Raw genomic sequence first — 17597 nt, 5'->3', positions numbered from 1 at the left:
GAGTCCTACTACTGTGGGACTTTTTTTGTACCTTGAAAACATTGAGATTATTAACCTTAATTATATATAAAAATGGCAGGAATATTAGATTTATTAAACAGCGATTTAGGAAGCACTATTATTAGTGGCGTTTCTGGTTCTACAGGTACAGACAAAGACAAAACCAGTAGTGTTTTAACTATGGCGTTACCAGTACTTATGAAAGCAATGGAGCGCAACGCTTCCACTCCAGAAGGAGCACAAGGCCTTATGGGAGCTTTAAACAGCAAGCATGATGGAAGTATCTTGGATAATCTTAGCGGATTATTTGGTGGTGGTGTTGATGACAACGTAAAAAATGATGGAGACAAAATTCTTAATCATGTGCTTGGATCAAAAAAACAAGGCGTGGAGCAAATCCTCGGTCAGAAAGCTGGTTTAGATTCTGGATCTGTCGCCAATATACTTAAAGTAGCGGCACCAATTTTAATGGGTGTTATAGGCAAACAAGCCAAACAAAATAATGTGAGCTCCCAGAGTGATGTTAGTGGACTTTTAGGTGGTTTACTTGGAGGTAGCGATACGGCAAACGAACAAAGTTTCTTGGAAAAAATATTAGATGCAGATGGAGATGGCAGTGTGGTTGATGATGTCGCTGGTATGATTTTAGGAGGTGGAAACAAAAAAAGTGGTCTTGGCGGTCTTCTAGGAGGTTTATTCGGGAAATAATATTCCTTTCTTTAATAATTTGCAGAAAGCAGTTCTTTTATTTGAGCTGCTTTTTTTTTGTTTTCAAAAAACAATATGTTCCATCAAAGTTTAAGGTTTACAACCTATAATTTCGGATTGGGTTATCATATTTTGCAAAAACATCAATGTAAATGGAAAATTTTATACTTATTGATAGTATCAAAAACAACTCATTATGAATTCAGATAAAGAAAAACAAAACGACAAAAACAGGGAAAATCCAAAAACCGAGCATGAAAAAATTCTTCACCCGAATGCAACAGTCGAAAAAGGAGCTCAGAAAAAAGACCATTACAATCAATATGGTAAACAGGAGCACGGACATAAAGAACGCGGAGCCAAAAAACCAAAATAGATTTTTAACTGTTTTATCTATCTAATTTTCTGATTCCAATTAAAATAGAGCCATTGACTCAATGGCAACATCATTTCACTCATTTTGTATTGGCAAATGCTTCATTGTGGCTTTTATTTGTAGTGTTAAATAGATTATAACTCCAATAGACACTAACAAATTTTTAATATCTTTAAGATTATGAAATACCCACTTTTAAAATCTAACCCGCTCTCTGATAAATCCAGTAAGGTGTTCAGTCGATCCCTTAAAACGATAATCCCATTTGTAATAATTCTTATATTAATCGCAAGTTGTAAATCTTACAACACCAACCAAACAATCGATAACGGCAATGAAAGTGGACTTGTGGAAAATGATACGGTATCCATTAGTAGCGACGAAAGTGATTACGAAATTATTATTATCGAACCTGGATTTAACGCTTGGCTAATTGGCACAGCGAGACCAGAGGGTTATTATTCACAACAATTTTTAGAGTCCAGAAATGCTATTTTGGTACAGGCTTGGAATCAAAGAAATATGCAACCCATGACATACGATCCTAATCTCTACGAACTTCGTATCGATTATGATACACGAACCGATTATGGTTATGAGGTAAATTATAAATTGTACAATTATTTTATCTATTTTCAACTGAAATACAAACAGCGTTTATCTTCTTTTATGCCCAGAATTTAGTCTGTAAATACAAGTTAATTTCTTAGTTTTGCAGCACGATTGTCGGACTATGGAAAAATTTAAAAAACATTGGGAAATTCAGCATAATTGGCAGTTGTTATTTCCCTTTTTTGGTATCGTTGTATTAGGCTATTCAGCCTTCAAAATGTCGAATGCTATTTTAAAAGATTATAATTTAGTTTTTAATATCATTTCATCTTTAGTTATCTTTTTTCTTCTTTTGAAATTGACGCTATTCATATTCAAAAAACTGGAAAAAAAATGGATTCTCGACTACAAATGGGAAATGATCCGTGTGTTCATGGTATTCGCTGTTACAGGTTCATCTTCATTATATGTGGGCCGACCAATTATAAAACTCCTAGGAATTACTAAAGAAAACTTAAATCCTATACTCTACTGGATTTTATTCATTATCATTGGTCTAATTTTCTACCAGATTCTATTGGTATTCTTTGGATGGCTTTTTGGTCAGTTCAAATTTTTCTGGGAGTTTGAAAAGAAAATGTTGAGCAGATTTGGATTTAAACGCTTTTTAGATTGAATTTAAAAACAGTTATTTCATTATTATTTAAGACTTGCGCTTTAACGTTAGTCTTAGTTGTTCTCTTTCCATCTATAGTAAAATTAAATCACGTATTTACACACGACAACCATCACGTTTGTGAAGACGATAATTCTTCAGACACGCATTTTCACGAATCTGATATTGATTGTGATTTTCACAAATTCAAACTCACTAATCAGTTTTACTTTCAAATTGAAATAGATACGCTTACTCCAACTGAAGGGAACTTCAAAATAACAGATTCCCAATACGAATTTGTTAGTGATTATCAAAAGCTTCAAACAGCACTTCGAGGACCACCTCAATTGATTTAATAATCAGAATTTTATTTTTTATTAATTATTATTAAATCATTTATTTATGAATCGATTTCTATTCATAGTATTAGGTATTTTATGCACTAATATTTATGCTCAAAACACAATTGACGGTAAGGTCTTAGAGCAATCAACTCAAACAGCAATACCTTACGCAACCATTTATTTACCAGAACAGGAAACGGGAACCATAACTGACGTTAATGGTGAATTTTCCCTTCAACTTTCAAAGGGCACCTATAAAATCGTAGTTTCTTTTATTGGATTTCAAACACAATCCCTTACAGTTTCCGTTCCTACTGAAGATCATTTAACCATTGAGCTATCCAAATCTGCCATGGAAATGGAAGAAGTGATTGTCTCTACTCCTTTTCACAAATTACAAAGTGAAAACGTGATGAAAGTAGAACAAAAAAAGATAAGGGACTTAAAAGCTTCGGGCGCACTCACACTTGCAGAAGGTATAACCACAATTGCTGGTGTAGAAAGCGTGAGTACAGGAAACAGCATCGGTAAACCCGTCATTAGAGGACTTAGTTCAAATCGTGTGTTGGTATATACACAAGGGGTTCGTTTAGAGAATCAACAATTTGGAGACGAACACGGACTTGGTATCAATGATGCCGGAATTGAGAGTGTCGAAGTAATCAAAGGACCTGCTTCCCTACTCTATGGTAGCGACGCTTTAGGTGGTGTTTTGTATCTTAATCCCGAGCGTTTTGCTAATAGGGACGAATCTTCCGCAGATGCTTCGGTTAACTATTTTAGTAACACCAAAGGTTATTCCACAAATGCTGGTTATAAAGCGTCTAGTAAAGGATTCAAATTTTTATTTAGGGGAAGTTTAACAGAACATTCCGATTACGACACCAAGCAGTACAGAGTGACAAACACAAGATATAGGGAACAGGATTTTAAAGCGGGATTAGGGTATCTATCTTCAAATTTCAAAACCGAATTGCGTTACAATTTAAATAATGCCAAATTAGGTTTACCTGAAGGGATCGGAATCCAATCCACAGCTAAAACACCGATGTTGCCTTTTCAAAATATTGACAATCATATTTTTAGTTCAAAATCAACATTATTTTTTGAAAATTCCAGTTTAGATGTCACTTTGGGATATCTCTATAATAACAGGAAAGAATTTGAAGAAGAACATCATCATGATGAAGACGAGGAAGAACATGAAGAAGGCCATGATGAGGAACACGAGGAAGACCACAATGAACATGAAGAACTAGAAGCGGCTTTAAACATGAAGTTAAAAACGTTTAACTACGATGTAAAATACAATCTTCCAGCTTTAGGACGATTTGAAACGATTGTCGGCGTCCAAGGTATGAGTCAAATGAATTCAAATTACGGCGAAGAAATTTTGATTCCTGATGCAACAACTAATGATTTCGGTGTTTTGGCAACCTCACATATTCATTTTGAAACCATAGATGTACAATTAGGGGCACGCTATGATTTAAGGGCAATAGCTATAGAAAATAGTTTTGACAAATCTTTTAATTCTTTTAATGGCGCCTTAGGATTTAAAACCCATCTTTTCGAAAAAATAACGGCCAGATTGAATTTAGCAACGGGATTTAGAGCTCCAAATCTTGCGGAACTAGCCTCTGATGGCACACATGAAGGCACAAATCGTTATGAAATAGGAAATGAAAACCTAGCCAACGAACAAAACTTTCAAGTCGATTTAGCTTTAGAATATAAAAATGAGCATATTGAATTGTTTGCTAATGCCTTTTACAATAAAGTGAATGATTATATTTTCTTAAATCCAAATGGGGAATTCATTGATGAAGACCCAGTGTTTTTATATGAACAGCAGAATGCCACTTTGTATGGAGGGGAATTCGGACTGCATTTACATCCGCATCCTATCCATTGGCTGCACTTAGAAAGTAGTTTTGAATCTGTAACAGGCCAATTGGATAATGATGACTATTTGCCATTAATTCCTGCAAATTCATTAACCAATACACTACGTGCAGAGTTTAATTCCAAGTCCATGAAAAATATCAATGTCTTTATAAAACTACGTTCTACATTTGCCCAAAACAAAGTGAATACTTTTGAAACGACTTCAGATGCTTACAACCTATTTAGTATAGGTGCTGGTAGTACTTTCAAAATTTTTAAAAATGATATGAATGTTTCTATCTCTGCAACCAACTTATTTGATACAGCATACGTTCACCATTTATCACGCTTAAAACCCGATGGCATTTTAAACATGGGACGTAATGTAACCGTTGGAGTTACATATGCGTTGTAACCGTATTTGATTATATAAGAAATCTCAAATTGAGCACATTCAAAACACTTTAGCTTTAAAACATATAATGTTTTGACTGTGCTCAAATTGACTTATATTAAACCTTTTCTACTGATTTATCAGTTTTAAAAACATAAGTATAAAACCACATCAAAGTGAATGTTGGTATGACGTCAAAGCCAGGCAAAGCTTCCTCGACGAAAGCGATAACTCCTGCTATTTTTCCAGCTTTTCCAGTATATAATTTGGTCATTAACCAACCCGAAATTGGTGCCCAAATAATATCGGAGAATTCACCAACTCCTGGAATTATAAAGGAGACAAAGCCTAAAGCGTCCAGTAACAGACCTACTCCTAATTTTTTGTATTTATTCATAGTTTACATAAATCAATAATTATTCCAAACAAATCGTAGCTGTCAGTTTCACATTAATAGCCATTATTTTTAGAACGCACTTAGCATTCTAGAAGTTTATGTATTTAATATGCTGCACTCATAATGAATTACTCAATTTTAAAGTACTTATAACATTTGAAACAAAAAGTGTAATTCGTATTAAACAAACATTCAACTTATTTGCCATAATATCTACATCATAAAATTGTAGATTATGACATTAAGTATTATTTTCACAACGTATGAATAAAACTGTTATTTCCTCAAAGCAAATTAAAAAAGCCTATAAAGAACTTCAAGTTTTAAAAGGAGTTGATTTAACCATTTTAGAAGGCGAAGTCATTTCTATTGTCGGCGCATCTGGTGCAGGTAAAACGACATTGCTTCAAATTTTGGGTACTTTAGATAAACCCGATTACGCATCAGATACGGAACTGATTATAAACGACCAATCCATAAAAACGCTGAATGATAAGGCTTTGGCGAAATTCAGAAATAAGAATATTGGTTTTATTTTTCAATTTCATCAATTATTACCAGAGTTTACGGCTTTAGAAAATGTTTGTATTCCAGCGTTTATAAATAACACTCCAAAAACAGATGCCGAAAAACGTGCTAAAGAACTATTGGATTATTTAGGTTTAAGCGAGCGCATTCATCATAAACCCAACAGTATGTCTGGTGGTGAACAGCAACGTGTGGCTGTGGCAAGAGCTTTGATTAACAATCCTAATATTATTTTTGCTGATGAACCTTCTGGAAATTTGGATAGTGAATCTGCAGATCAGTTGCATAATTTGTTTTTTAAATTAAGAAATGAGTTTAATCAGACCTTTGTAATTGTCACACATAACCAAGAATTGGCCGCTATGGCAGACCGAAAGCTGACAATGGTTGATGGGAAGATTGTTACTTAATAATTTTAATTACACTCATGAAAAAGATAGTTCAAATATTTATTTTCGGAATTTTAGTTTGTTCCTGTTCTTCAACAAAAGTTGAGCAAAAAAAGCTCAAATATTATAACGAAAATGGTATAGAAATAAGTAGACCAGAGTTCAATGAAATTCTTTCAACTAATAATTTTTTAGAAATCCCAGGAGATTCAGTAAATGAAAAAAGACTAATTTATAGAGAGAACCGTGGAATCATTGCGGATAGATCAATATTAGAATCCTTACTTGAAACAGAGATTGGAAAAGAAATAGACTCAAATAAACCAATTGTGATTATTTATTATCCAGGAAAAGACCGTTGTAACAGTAGAAGTTCTTCAGATAGAAATTGGATTAAAAATTGGCATAACGAACTAAAAAACGGTTTAAATCAGATAGCTAAAGTTGACCCCATTTTTATTTATAAAGATAATAATGGACTTGATAAATATTCAGGAATAGTTAATTGGAAAAAAGATCCAGAGGGAATTATTGAGAACCATTTTTTTAAACATCATTATCCATGTTTAAGTTTTGTGGTTATCTCTAAAGAAGGTAAATATATAAGTTTTTTCGGTGAATTTTCAAAAGAACATGTTTGGGAAACAACTCAACTTATTTATGAATAAACACTAACCCTTCCGCAACATCCTTAGCGTAAAACCTCCCAACACTATAATTACCACACCAATAATTGCCCAAAGCCAATACCCATTCTCAAAAAGTGGTGTTACCTTTTGCTGCCCTCGTTTTAAGATGACTTCCTCTGCTCCTACTTTTAAAGGCTTTAAATCCTTAGGTATTTTAGATTTAAACTTATTGATATCGTAATTAGGCTGTCTTGCTGATGGATTTCCATAAACCAGCGTATAATCTGCTGGTTCTGTAAATCGACCAATCAGCCTATATTCATAACCTTTGGCTGTAAAATCTGAAATCGTCAAGGGTTGGTTATCGCTATTGTAAATCGTGATTTTTAGGTATTTGGCAATCGTATTTCCAAATTTAAACCGATTGGCTTCCATAGAATTCAATGTGCCACTTGTTATTGTTCTGTAATGGTATTTCCATCCTTTTTCAGTTTTTGTGCTATCACTGCGATATTCAATTTTTAGAGGCCTATAATAATCAAAACTGTTGCTCACATCAATATCTATTTGGCTCAGCGCTATTGGCAACTCTAATTCTGCATTTATTGTAGTCGTTTTTAACTGTTTATCCTCTTTCGTTTTAAGTGATTCAATAAGGTATTTCACGGAATTTCCCTTTGTGATTTCGTGCTTGGAAAGTTGAGCAGATTCTAATTCCGGTTGTACCGTATGTTTGATTATTAGTCTATAAAAACGATATTTCGTTTCAGGAAACTCAAGGGTTGTAAATTTAAAATTGGTCGCTTCATTTTTAATGGCCAAGATTCTATAATCTTCAAGTATCGTAAACCATTCTTTTTGGTTTTGGCTGCCTTCTAAACCCACTTTCCAATCAAAATTAGTGTCATTGAAATTTAAGTTTATTTGGTTAATAGTATTTTCAGAATCTAACTGAAATGTAAAATAATAGTTATTGTCACTTTTCGTTTTATTGATGATTTTAAAAGGAATGGATTTATGTACTATTTTATCTGACAGTACTTCAAGAAAGTAAGGGGCTTCAATCGTATCATTTTCAGTAGTGCCATAAATTCTAAGGTCGCTCAAATCCGAATTCAACTTTCCAAATACAGCAATGGGCAAAGTGAATTGATGCCATTCATCATTCACATTCGTCAATGTTCTTTTGTAATTATAGGTTTCCATTTGCGCCGAACAAATAAACGTAAATCCAATAAGAAAACTTGTGAGTAGCTTAGTCGTTAACGTCATCTGTAATCTGGTTTTTGTATTTGTTATATAAAAATGAAATGATTAAAAGCAGCACACCAAGTGATACAAACACGATGGTTTTTGAAATGGTATTGAGATGTACAATATCGTAAAAGAACAGCTTTATCAAGGTAATCCCAAAGAAAATCATACCTCCTATGCGCAGATAAGCTTTATCTCTCCAGATCCCAAAAGCGATTAAAAGAAAGGCATACACTCCCCAAAGTATGCTCAATCCTAATTTGTAGGATTGTGCAGAATCAAATAGATCCATCCAATGAATCAGTTCGCTACTTAACACCCAAATAATGGAAAGGTGCAATAAAATATCGTACGTAATCTTGAAACCTCTCGTTATGCCTTCACGCTTAATAAACTTATAACAGGTAAATAATGCCAAAGCTAAAAAGATGAACGATATATAACGAATCCATAAATAAAAGCTGGTCTGGTCAAAATATTCAGAAGGATTTAAATAGCTTTCCCGTAACTCGCTTATAGCATAAAGTCCCTGCGCTAAAAACATAACTATTGTAGCCACCGTAAGACCTATTGTTATTACTTCTAGAGTTTTGTTTTTGATGAATTTAAAACTCACATAAGCCAAGGCTGCCATAAATAATAAGGAATAAATAAGAATCCAAATCGTTTTAAAATCTCTTAAATCATAATTCCTAATGGCGTTATTGTAGTTGTCTTCTGAAGTTATTTCAATTTTGGAAGTGTAAAATAATTGATCCCAATACAATTCAATTTCAAGCCGAAACGCATAATAAGCACTAAATATCAATATGGAAGGAATTATAAAAGACCATAATTTGTTCCAATTAGAATCGGGTTTAAATGCCGAAACATAGTTTTTCTTTCTAGAAAGCCACACAATAAAACCAAATGCAGCAACAAATAATAAGGAGGTTAAAAAATGAATATTAAAAATAGAGGTGATTGTATTTTCAGTATTCAAACCATAATATGAACTATAGGCATACGACCAATCCTGATACATACTGAGAAAAGCCAATAGCATCAAAGGATAGGATAGTTTTTCGTAAACAGAAATGCCTTTTGTCCGGCCTAACCAGAATAATAAAGCGCCTTCACCAACCCATAGTAAGGTGACCCAATTACCATTTAATTGCACAGGAATTGTTATTGTAATAAACACCAAAACCATGGCAGACGCTAAATAAAACAACTTTTTATCGCCTAGTTTCATCTTATAAAACAACACACTGACTATAAAATGAATAACCGCATTGCCCAATGTAAACAGACCTAATAATTGTGAACCTGTTTCGTAATCATTTAAAACCGCATAACCCAATCCATAAAACACGAAGGAATTTAGCAATAACACAACCACATCTCCAGAATTGAAGGCTTCTTTTTTTAGGAGTTTGTAAGCTATAAATGTGATATAAAATATGAGGAAAAATAAGGTTAGAAAGGATAAAGCCAGTCCGAAATGTTCTTCTGGTTTATAGTCGAAAAAATACCAAGACATAAAAATAAGCCATGTAAATATAAAAGCCGAATAGTAAAGTGATTTCCAATATTTTTTGAACGAAATAATTAAAATTCCAATGTTAATAATCGCCATATAACCAAATAATATGTCTGCGCGACCAGTATCGTTGCTCAATAAAAAAGGTACAGCATAAGCACCCACCAAACCAATATGTGCAATGACCTGTCGGTTATAACTTATAGCTGCAACCACTGTAAATGCCGTAAAAACTACCATAAGAGCGAAGGTGACCGATTGCGGAATTAGCCCGTAAAAACTATGGGCAAAAAACGTGATAAAGTATAAAATTACGATAGCGCCACTCACTAAAACAGCACTGTAAGATTCGTATTTTTCTTTGAGTTTAATGCCAAAACCAAGTAAACCAATAGCGGTTAAATACCCAAGGATAATTCGGGTCAACGGACTTATTAAATCGTTTTCTATGGAATATTTTGTACCAATTGCAACACCTATAATCGTAATGATGATGCCGATTTTATTCAGAATGTTTTCGCCTATAAATTTCTCTAAACTCGATTTCGATTTTGCTGTCTTGGTTTCAGAATTTGACTTTAATTCTTCAATAAACTTATTACGCTTCTGAACATCCGAAATAGATTCAGGTTCTTGTTGAATTCTTTCTTCTATGTCAATTGTATTCTCAACATTAGGATTCACCGCTTCATTTTTAGTAAACTCTTCTAAGGGTTCTTCTTTAATTGCTTCTGGCTTCGCTTGACTTACATCAGATTGTAATCGGTACAATTCCTCTTTAAGACTATTAATTTCAGCAGAAAACTTAGCTTGTTGTTTAAAAAGCAATTCTAATTTCTCAATTAATTTATCTATAAGCTCATGATTTGAAGCCATATAACAGTGATTTGGTTACCTTGTAAGTTGAAAAAGACAAGGCTAAAATAGCTTATAAAATTTTAATCTTCAATTTACAGGTTAAAGCGATATTTTTAAATTCCATTCAATGACTTCAATATTTAGCATATAAATTAATCCATCCTTATTACATTGTTAACATCTGTTTAATTTTTTTAGGTATCTAATATCATAAAATAGTATTTTCGCTACACCTAAATTAAAATAAATGACAGTGACGGAGTTCGAACCTATTATTGAAGTGCTGGAAGAAGCCTACGAAATTCCACATCTTAATGCTACCCGAAAAATTTCGGCATTATTACCACACGATTATTACGAAACCGAAAAGCGCTATCCTGTACTCTATTTGCAGGATGGCCAAAATTTATTTAACCCAATGGCGCCTTTTGGAGATTGGGCCATTGATAAATCCATGGCAAAATTGGCCGAAGAAGGATTTGGAGATCTCATTATTATTGCCGTAGATCATGGAAACGAAGAACGCATCAATGAATATTTACCATATTATCATCCAAGGTTTGGCGAAGGAAAAGGTAATTTTTATATTCAATTTATGATTGAAAAATTAATTCCATACATCAATAGCCATTACCGAACCTTGACCGATTTTGATAATACTGGCATTGGAGGCAGTTCTATGGGAGGACTTATCAGTTTGCACGCAGGACTAAAAAACCCGAAGATTTTTGGTAAAATGATGATTTTTTCGCCGAGTTTATGGATTTCCAAAACGATTTTTAACAATACAAAAACCTTTCAACCGCTTGAAGAATCGAAGATTTATCTCTATTCTGGCGGAAAGGAAAGTATTGAGCATTTACCTAATGCTCAAAAACTAGGCGCAATTATCAAAGAACGCATGGTAAAAGGGTATCATATTGATTTTCACTTTTCAATTAATGAAGATGGCAGCCATGCCGAAGAACATTGGCGCGAAGAATTCCCGAAAGCCGTAAAATGGCTCTATTTTTAATTCAATAGTTATGACATACAAACACACCAAAACTTTAAATACTTCAAAAGATTTTATTCTACCCTGTAGAAAGGATAATCTACAAGCGATAAAATATTTTTTACCCATAGCAAAGCCTGATTTCGATGGCAGTTTCTCTACGCATCAATTACTTTATGGTAGTGAAGGTAACAGAATATACCTCATAGGATTAGGCGAAGAAAAACACAGTGCTCAATTAGAAAATACCTTTCAAAAATTGGCCTTTGACACCCAAAAATATTGGGATAAATCCATTCAGGTGTATGCTGAGAATTTAACCGAAGATGAAGTGAGAAAAGCCGTGATTGGGCTAGAAATGGCACAATATGAAATTGGCGAATTCAAATCGAAAAAGGAGAAGCAAAATAAAATAACCGTATCATTTTCTTCTACCAAAAGCGTTAAGAAAATTTTAGACGAAGGAAAATACACTGGAGAAACCATCAACAGAATAAAGGGGTTGGTTGATGCGCCACCGAATATCAAAACCCCTGAATTTTTAGGGGATTGGGCGGAAAAATCATCTAAAAATGCTAACTATGAATGTACAGTTCTCAAACATAAAGAACTTAAAAAGCAAGGTTTTGAAGCCGTTTTATCGGTTGGAAAAGGCAGCGTAAACAAACCTGTAGTTATCATTAACGAATACAATGGTAAATCCAGTAAAAAAGTGGATATCGCTTTAGTTGGTAAAGGAATTACATTCGACTCTGGTGGATTGTCCATCAAACCCTCTACCAATTTACACTATATGAAAAGTGATATGGGAGGAGCCGCAGTCGTTTTAGGGGTTGTGGAATTGATTGCCAAACTAAAACTGAAAATAAACATTGTTGGTATTGTCTGCTCTGCCGAAAATGCAGTAGATGCAGAAAGTTACCGACCAGGAGACGTTATTGATTCCTACTCTGGCAAAACCATAGAAATAATAGACACTGATGCCGAAGGCCGTTTGGTTTTAGCAGACGGTTTAAGTTATGCGGTGAAAAATTTAAAACCTGACTATCTAATTGATTTAGCAACTTTAACAGGAAGCGTCGTAAGAACCTTAGGTTATGAAGCAGCAGGAATGTTTACTCATAATAAAGCTATGGCAAAAACCATGTCTGACATCGGCTATAAAGTACACGAACGCGTTTGGCAATTACCGATGTTCGAAGAATACAAAAGCGACTTACATAGCGATATCGCAGATTTAAGGAATTTTAGTGGCAAACCTTTAACGGGAGCCACAAATGCAGCCCAATTTTTGGAATCTTTTACTGAAGATCATAAAAATTGGATGCATTTGGATATCGCAGGCGTATCTTTTGGAAGTTCGCCTTATGCGAAGATGAAAAGTGCTTCTGGTTATGGCATTCAATTGATTACTGAATTTATTAAGGAAAAAGCTTTGAAGTAATTCAGAGTTTTGTAAATTGAAACTACATAAGAAATGCTCATTTATTCGAGTGAATTTTTTTCATTTTTTTGAAAAAAATTAGTGTTGAGAATCTTTTTTAAACTTAAATCTGTTCTCGATACGATTCGGCTAAAAAACCGGAATCACTCGAACAGATACTATAATAATCAAACAAGTCTTGATTCTTGGCTTTGTAAGCAAAGCGATCTTGATTCTAATCAAAAAAACCATGGCCGATAAACCACTAAATTTCCTCTGTATTTCAACCTATTTTAAAGGTGAAGATTTTCTAAAAAGTGTAAAAGCTGAAGGTAACAATGTGTATCTACTAACCAAAAAGAAACTCGACCAAGAACCTTGGCCTTGGGAATTTATTGACGATACATTTTACATTGAAGAATGGAATCAAAATGATATCGTAAAAGGCATTGCTTACAAATTCAGAACCATCAAATTTGATCGTTTTGTTGCCCTCGATGATTTTGATGTCGAAAAAGTTGCATTACTACGTGAACATTTTAGAATGCCAGGCATGGGAAGAACCACAGCGCACTATTTTAGGGATAAACTAGCCATGCGTGTAAAAGCCAAAGAAGAAGGGGTCAATGTTCCTGAGTTCACAGACTTGTTCAATAATTACACCATAAACGCTTATGCTGATAACGTGAGTCCGCCTTGGTTAATAAAACCAAGAATGGAAGCCTCTGCAACAGGTATAAAAAAGATTCACAGCAAAGATGAGTTATGGCAAATTATCAATGATTTAGGGGATGAACGCGATAATTATTTAGTCGAGAAATTTGCACCAGGCGATGTGTATCATGTTGATGGCTTAAATGACAATGGAAAAGTTAAATTCGCTAGAGTCAGCAAGTACTTAGACACGCCTTTTGAAGTCGCTCATGGTGGCGGAATTTTTAGATCTGCAAGTTCAGAAATTGGTTCTAAAGTAGAAAAAGGTTTACAAAAAATGAATGCACAAGTGATGAAAGCCTTTGGAATGCAGTTTGGAGCGTCACATACTGAATTCATTCAATCTAAAGCCACAGGTGAATTGTTCTTTTTAGAGACCTCTTCTCGTGTTGGAGGCGCCAATTTAGCCGAAATGGTAGAAGCAGCCTCTGGAATAAACCTTTGGGTAGAATGGGCAAGAATTGAAGGTGCCAATCTTAGAAAAACAGGCTACAAACTTCCAAAAATAAATAATCAATACGCAGGAATTGTAGTGTCTTTAAGTCGATATGAACATCCTGATACTTCCAGTTTTACAGATGAAGAAATTGTTTGGAGAATGAACAAGGCTTGGCATATTGGATTAATTGTTGCTTCCGACTCTAGTGACCGGGTTTTGGAGTTATTAGACCAATATACTCATCGCATTGGAGAAGAGTTTCATGCTAGTTTGCCTGCGCCTGATAAGTCGTTGTAATTTAAACTGCCCTATAATGCCATAAGTAAACATTTTTAGGAACAATAAAAATGATCGAAAACTTGTTAATTTTTATACTATTGGACAATCTTATATCATTGTATAGCCATTATGATAAAAGTCATTCTTTAATTCTTTCACAAAGTGTACCTTACAACTTATAACCATAACCTAAGGTCATTATGGGTCGTTTGGACGTTAAACAGCTTAAAAGTTCTAAAGATAAGGCATTATATGTGCATCATCTGGTCAAAGATCTTGAGGCTTTGGATCTCATGCTCAATAACGGTTTAATTGAAGAAGAGCCCATAAGAATTGGTGCTGAACAAGAGTTTTGTGTCACACATAAAGATTTTTTTCCAAACAATAATAGTATTGAGATTTTAGAGGCCATAAATGATAGTCATTTTACAACGGAAATTGGTAAATATAATCTTGAAATTAACTCAGACCCTTTAGAATTAGGTAGTGATTGTTTTTCAAAATTACATCTTCAAATTAAAGTGCTATTAAATAAAGCTAAAAAAACGGCTAAAACAAAAAATTCTAAAATTGTACTCACTGGTATCTTACCAACTTTAAGATCAATGCATATAAAGGATGATTATATGACCGAAAAACCAAGATATTTTGTGCTTAATAAAGCCTTAAAATCCTCTCGGTTAGAACCATTTCATATTCACATAAAAGGTGTTGATGAGTTAAACCTCATTCACGATAGCGTAATGCTCGAAGCTTGTAACACAAGTTTTCAAACACATCTGCAAATTAAACCAAACGAATTTGTAGAAAAGTACAATTGGGCACAGGCCATTGCAGGTCCTGTTTTAAGTAGTTGCGCTAATTCTCCAATTTTGTTTGGAAGGGAATTATGGGCAGAAACAAGAATAGCCCTTTTTACCCAAAGTATTGATACACGTACAAATTCCTTTATTCATAACGAAAAAGAATCACGTGTTAGTTTTGGTTCCGATTGGGAAAAAGGTACTGTAACGGATATTTTTAAAAACCATATTTCACATTTTAGAAGTCTTCTCACATCAAATGAACATGATGACAGTATCGAAGTTCTGAAAAATGGAGACATTCCAAAGCTTAAAGCATTACAATTGCATAATGGAACCGTTTATAAATGGAACCGCGTATGTTATGGTGTTGGAGGCGGCAAACCACATTTAAGAATAGAATGTCGTTATATTCCGTCTGGACCAACATTAACCGACGAAATTGCCAATATGGCTTTTTGGGTTGGTCTGATGTTAGGCCAACCTGAGGCATATAAGGGAATTCACAATAAAATGGACTTTAAAGATATAAAAAGCAACTTTTTTAAAGCCGCCAGAACGGGAATGGAAACCCAATTTGTATGGAACAATGAGCTCATAACAGCGAAAGATTTAATTCTTGAAGAATTCATACCAATGGCGAAAAAAGGACTTGAAAAAGCCAATATTAATGCTACTGACATTACAAAATATCTATCGATTATAGAAGATCGTGCAAAGTCCAAAAACGGATCACAGTGGATAGTGGACAACTTTAGAAACCTTCAAAAAAACAAGACTAATTTTGAAGCGTTACAGAATATCACTGCTTATATGTACAAGCATCAATTCAAGGATAAAACAGTAGATCAATGGGAGTTATTTAATCCAGATGAGAATCTAAAAATAGATGTCAGTCGTATTGTAAAACACAATATGAACTCCAAAATGATTTTGGTAGAACAAAAAGATAGCTTAGAGTTAGTTCTCAATATTATGAAATGGAAAAACATACACCATTTGCCCGTTATAAACAGCAAAAAAGAGTTGAAAGGTCTATTAACCTGGACGGATTTGATTAAATTAGGTGATCTCGATTTGAAATCACAAGTTAAGGACGTCATGACGACAGATTTAATTACCATATCACAGGAAGCGCCTTTGGAAGACGCGAAATCACTTATGAAAAAACATAAAATTAACTGTTTACCTGTAGTTAGAAATAAGGAATTGCTAGGCATTTTAACAACAAAAGATTTATAAAATAGCATGCAAATCAGCTCTGAAATAGATAGTAAAAAAGCAACAACTACTGACAGGATTTTTCATCATATTAAGAGTGATACTGAAGGCTCTACAATAGTCTTTTTTGCAGGTATTCATGGTAATGAAGCTGCTGGTGTCCATGCTTTAAATAATGTACTTAAAACAATTAGAGAAAAAGATATAATTGGTGAGGTATACGGTGTCTACGGAAATATAAAAGCACTTCAAGAAAATAAACGCTTTTTACATTCTGATTTAAACAGAATGTGGACAAAAAAACAACTAAAAGCATTAAAGTTAAAAGAAAACTTAACTGATGAAGAGGAAGAACAAAGTGCATTGTTCCAATTTATCAACCAGCTTTTTGCAACAACTAAAAGTCCAATTTATTTTATTGATTTACATACAACTTCTAGTAAATCGTTACCCTTTATTACTATTAATGATGCTTTAATCAACCGTAAATTTTCGAGTTGTTTTCCAGTGCCTGTAGTTTTGGGTATCGAAGAATATTTAGAAGGCCCTTTACTAAGCTACTTAAACACCTTGGGTTATGTTTCTGTGGGTTTTGAATCTGGACAGCACACAGATCCTGAAGCCATAAAAAACTGCGAGGCCTTTATATATTTAGCACTTCAACATTCAGGAATTTTAAGAATTAACGAGGTAGGAAAAATTAAGAAAAACGAAAAAACCTTAAAAGAATCATCGAATAACATCGCTTCTATTTTCGAAATAATTTACAAATACCACATTCAACCAAAGGAACTGTTCGCAATGCATGCTGGATTTGAGAGTTTTCAATATATAAAAAAAGGAACCGCATTGGCAACTTCAAACGAAAAGCTTATTTGTTCAGATTATAATGCTATGTTATTTATGCCATTGTACCAAAACTCTGGTGATGATGGATTCTTTATTATACAAGCAATACCGCGATTTTTCCTCAAACTATCTGAAATTCTTAGAAAAATCCAAGCAGACAATTTACTAACGGTACTTCCGGGAATTACATGGCATGATAAACGCTGTGGAGTTTTACGAGCCAACTTAAAGGTCACACGCTTTATGGCAAAATCTATTTTTCATTTGTTTGGCTATAGAAATAAACAATTAGACGAAACACATGTGCTTTTGTATAACCGAGAGCGGGTTTCAAAAAAGGAAATGTACCGTAAAGAACAATGGTACTAATCACCTAAGC

16 protein-coding genes are annotated in these 17597 nt (G+C 33.9%); 13 read left to right on the top strand and 3 right to left on the bottom strand.

The features are described from left to right. Window positions 1-72 precede the first annotated feature (72 nt). From HM990_RS05845 to HM990_RS05820, 6 genes are all read left to right on the top strand, one after another. The gene (locus HM990_RS05845) at window positions 73-708 is read left to right on the top strand and encodes a DUF937 domain-containing protein (RefSeq protein WP_178988033.1); all 636 of its coding nucleotides are present in this window, start codon (window positions 73-75) and stop codon (window positions 706-708) included. Between the two features lie 196 nt (window positions 709-904). Beyond that, window positions 905-1084 (top strand): hypothetical protein, encoded by a 180-nt coding sequence (locus tag HM990_RS05840; protein WP_178988032.1) that lies wholly within the window; start codon window positions 905-907, stop codon window positions 1082-1084. Between the two features lie 180 nt (window positions 1085-1264). After that, window positions 1265-1768, top strand: a complete 504-nt coding sequence (locus tag HM990_RS05835) for a DUF6146 family protein (protein WP_229719386.1) — start codon at window positions 1265-1267, stop codon at window positions 1766-1768. Between the two features lie 49 nt (window positions 1769-1817). Beyond that, window positions 1818-2312 (top strand): DUF6787 family protein, encoded by a 495-nt coding sequence (locus tag HM990_RS05830; protein WP_178988031.1) that lies wholly within the window; start codon window positions 1818-1820, stop codon window positions 2310-2312. Further along, window positions 2309-2650, top strand: coding sequence for a hypothetical protein (locus tag HM990_RS05825; RefSeq protein ID WP_178988030.1), 342 nt, complete (start codon window positions 2309-2311; stop codon window positions 2648-2650). The genes HM990_RS05830 and HM990_RS05825 overlap by 4 nt, the downstream gene beginning before the upstream one ends. Before the next feature lie 46 nt (window positions 2651-2696). Continuing rightward, on the top strand, window positions 2697-4940 hold the full coding sequence (locus HM990_RS05820; RefSeq protein WP_178988029.1) for a TonB-dependent receptor: 2244 nt from the start codon (window positions 2697-2699) through the stop codon (window positions 4938-4940). A gap of 97 nt (window positions 4941-5037) precedes the next feature. Here HM990_RS05820 and HM990_RS05815 read toward each other — a convergent pair whose 3' ends face one another. Continuing rightward, window positions 5038-5316, bottom strand: a complete 279-nt coding sequence (locus HM990_RS05815) for a hypothetical protein (protein WP_178988028.1) — start codon at window positions 5314-5316, stop codon at window positions 5038-5040. A gap of 263 nt (window positions 5317-5579) precedes the next feature. Between HM990_RS05815 and HM990_RS05810 the strand changes: the two genes are divergently transcribed. Both HM990_RS05810 and HM990_RS05805 read left to right on the top strand, forming a co-directional pair. Continuing rightward, window positions 5580-6254 carry an ABC transporter ATP-binding protein gene (locus HM990_RS05810; protein ID WP_178988027.1) on the top strand — a complete coding sequence of 225 codons (675 nt, stop codon included), beginning with the start codon at window positions 5580-5582 and terminating at the stop codon, window positions 6252-6254. Window positions 6255-6271: 17 nt separating this feature from the next. Further along, window positions 6272-6901, top strand: a complete 630-nt coding sequence (locus tag HM990_RS05805; RefSeq protein ID WP_178988026.1) for a hypothetical protein — start codon at window positions 6272-6274, stop codon at window positions 6899-6901. A gap of 3 nt (window positions 6902-6904) precedes the next feature. On the opposite strand, the gene HM990_RS05800 is transcribed toward HM990_RS05805, so the two are convergent. Continuing rightward, window positions 6905-8134, bottom strand: coding sequence for a DUF3999 family protein (locus tag HM990_RS05800; RefSeq protein ID WP_178988025.1), 1230 nt, complete (start codon window positions 8132-8134; stop codon window positions 6905-6907). Further along, on the bottom strand, window positions 8118-10514 hold the full coding sequence (locus tag HM990_RS05795; protein ID WP_178988024.1) for a DUF2339 domain-containing protein: 2397 nt from the start codon (window positions 10512-10514) through the stop codon (window positions 8118-8120). Before HM990_RS05795 ends, HM990_RS05800 begins: the two co-directional genes overlap by 17 nt. A 229-nt stretch (window positions 10515-10743) precedes the next feature. On the opposite strand from HM990_RS05795, the gene HM990_RS05790 reads away from it, so the two are divergent. The 5 genes from HM990_RS05790 (at window position 10744) to HM990_RS05770 (ending at window position 17587) form a co-directional block, all read left to right on the top strand. Beyond that, a complete protein-coding gene (locus HM990_RS05790; RefSeq protein WP_178988023.1) occupies window positions 10744-11511 on the top strand; it encodes an alpha/beta hydrolase in 768 nt (255 codons plus the stop codon). 10 nt (window positions 11512-11521) lie between these two features. Further along, window positions 11522-12934, top strand: a complete 1413-nt coding sequence (locus HM990_RS05785) for a leucyl aminopeptidase family protein (RefSeq protein WP_178988022.1) — start codon at window positions 11522-11524, stop codon at window positions 12932-12934. A gap of 229 nt (window positions 12935-13163) precedes the next feature. Next, window positions 13164-14363 carry an ATP-grasp domain-containing protein gene (locus HM990_RS05780; RefSeq protein ID WP_178988021.1) on the top strand — a complete coding sequence of 400 codons (1200 nt, stop codon included), beginning with the start codon at window positions 13164-13166 and terminating at the stop codon, window positions 14361-14363. Window positions 14364-14545: 182 nt separating this feature from the next. Further along, the gene (locus tag HM990_RS05775) at window positions 14546-16390 is read left to right on the top strand and encodes a CBS domain-containing protein (protein WP_178988020.1); all 1845 of its coding nucleotides are present in this window, start codon (window positions 14546-14548) and stop codon (window positions 16388-16390) included. Window positions 16391-16396: 6 nt separating this feature from the next. Continuing rightward, window positions 16397-17587, top strand: a complete 1191-nt coding sequence (locus HM990_RS05770) for a succinylglutamate desuccinylase/aspartoacylase family protein (RefSeq protein WP_178988019.1) — start codon at window positions 16397-16399, stop codon at window positions 17585-17587. The last annotated feature ends 10 nt before the right edge of the window (window positions 17588-17597 follow it).

Origin of the sequence: Winogradskyella schleiferi (assembly GCF_013394655.1) — a bacterium.
Lineage (GTDB): Bacteria > Bacteroidota > Bacteroidia > Flavobacteriales > Flavobacteriaceae > Winogradskyella > Winogradskyella schleiferi.
Note: the sequence above shows the minus strand (reverse complement) of the source record. Positions and strands in the feature narration are given on the sequence as shown.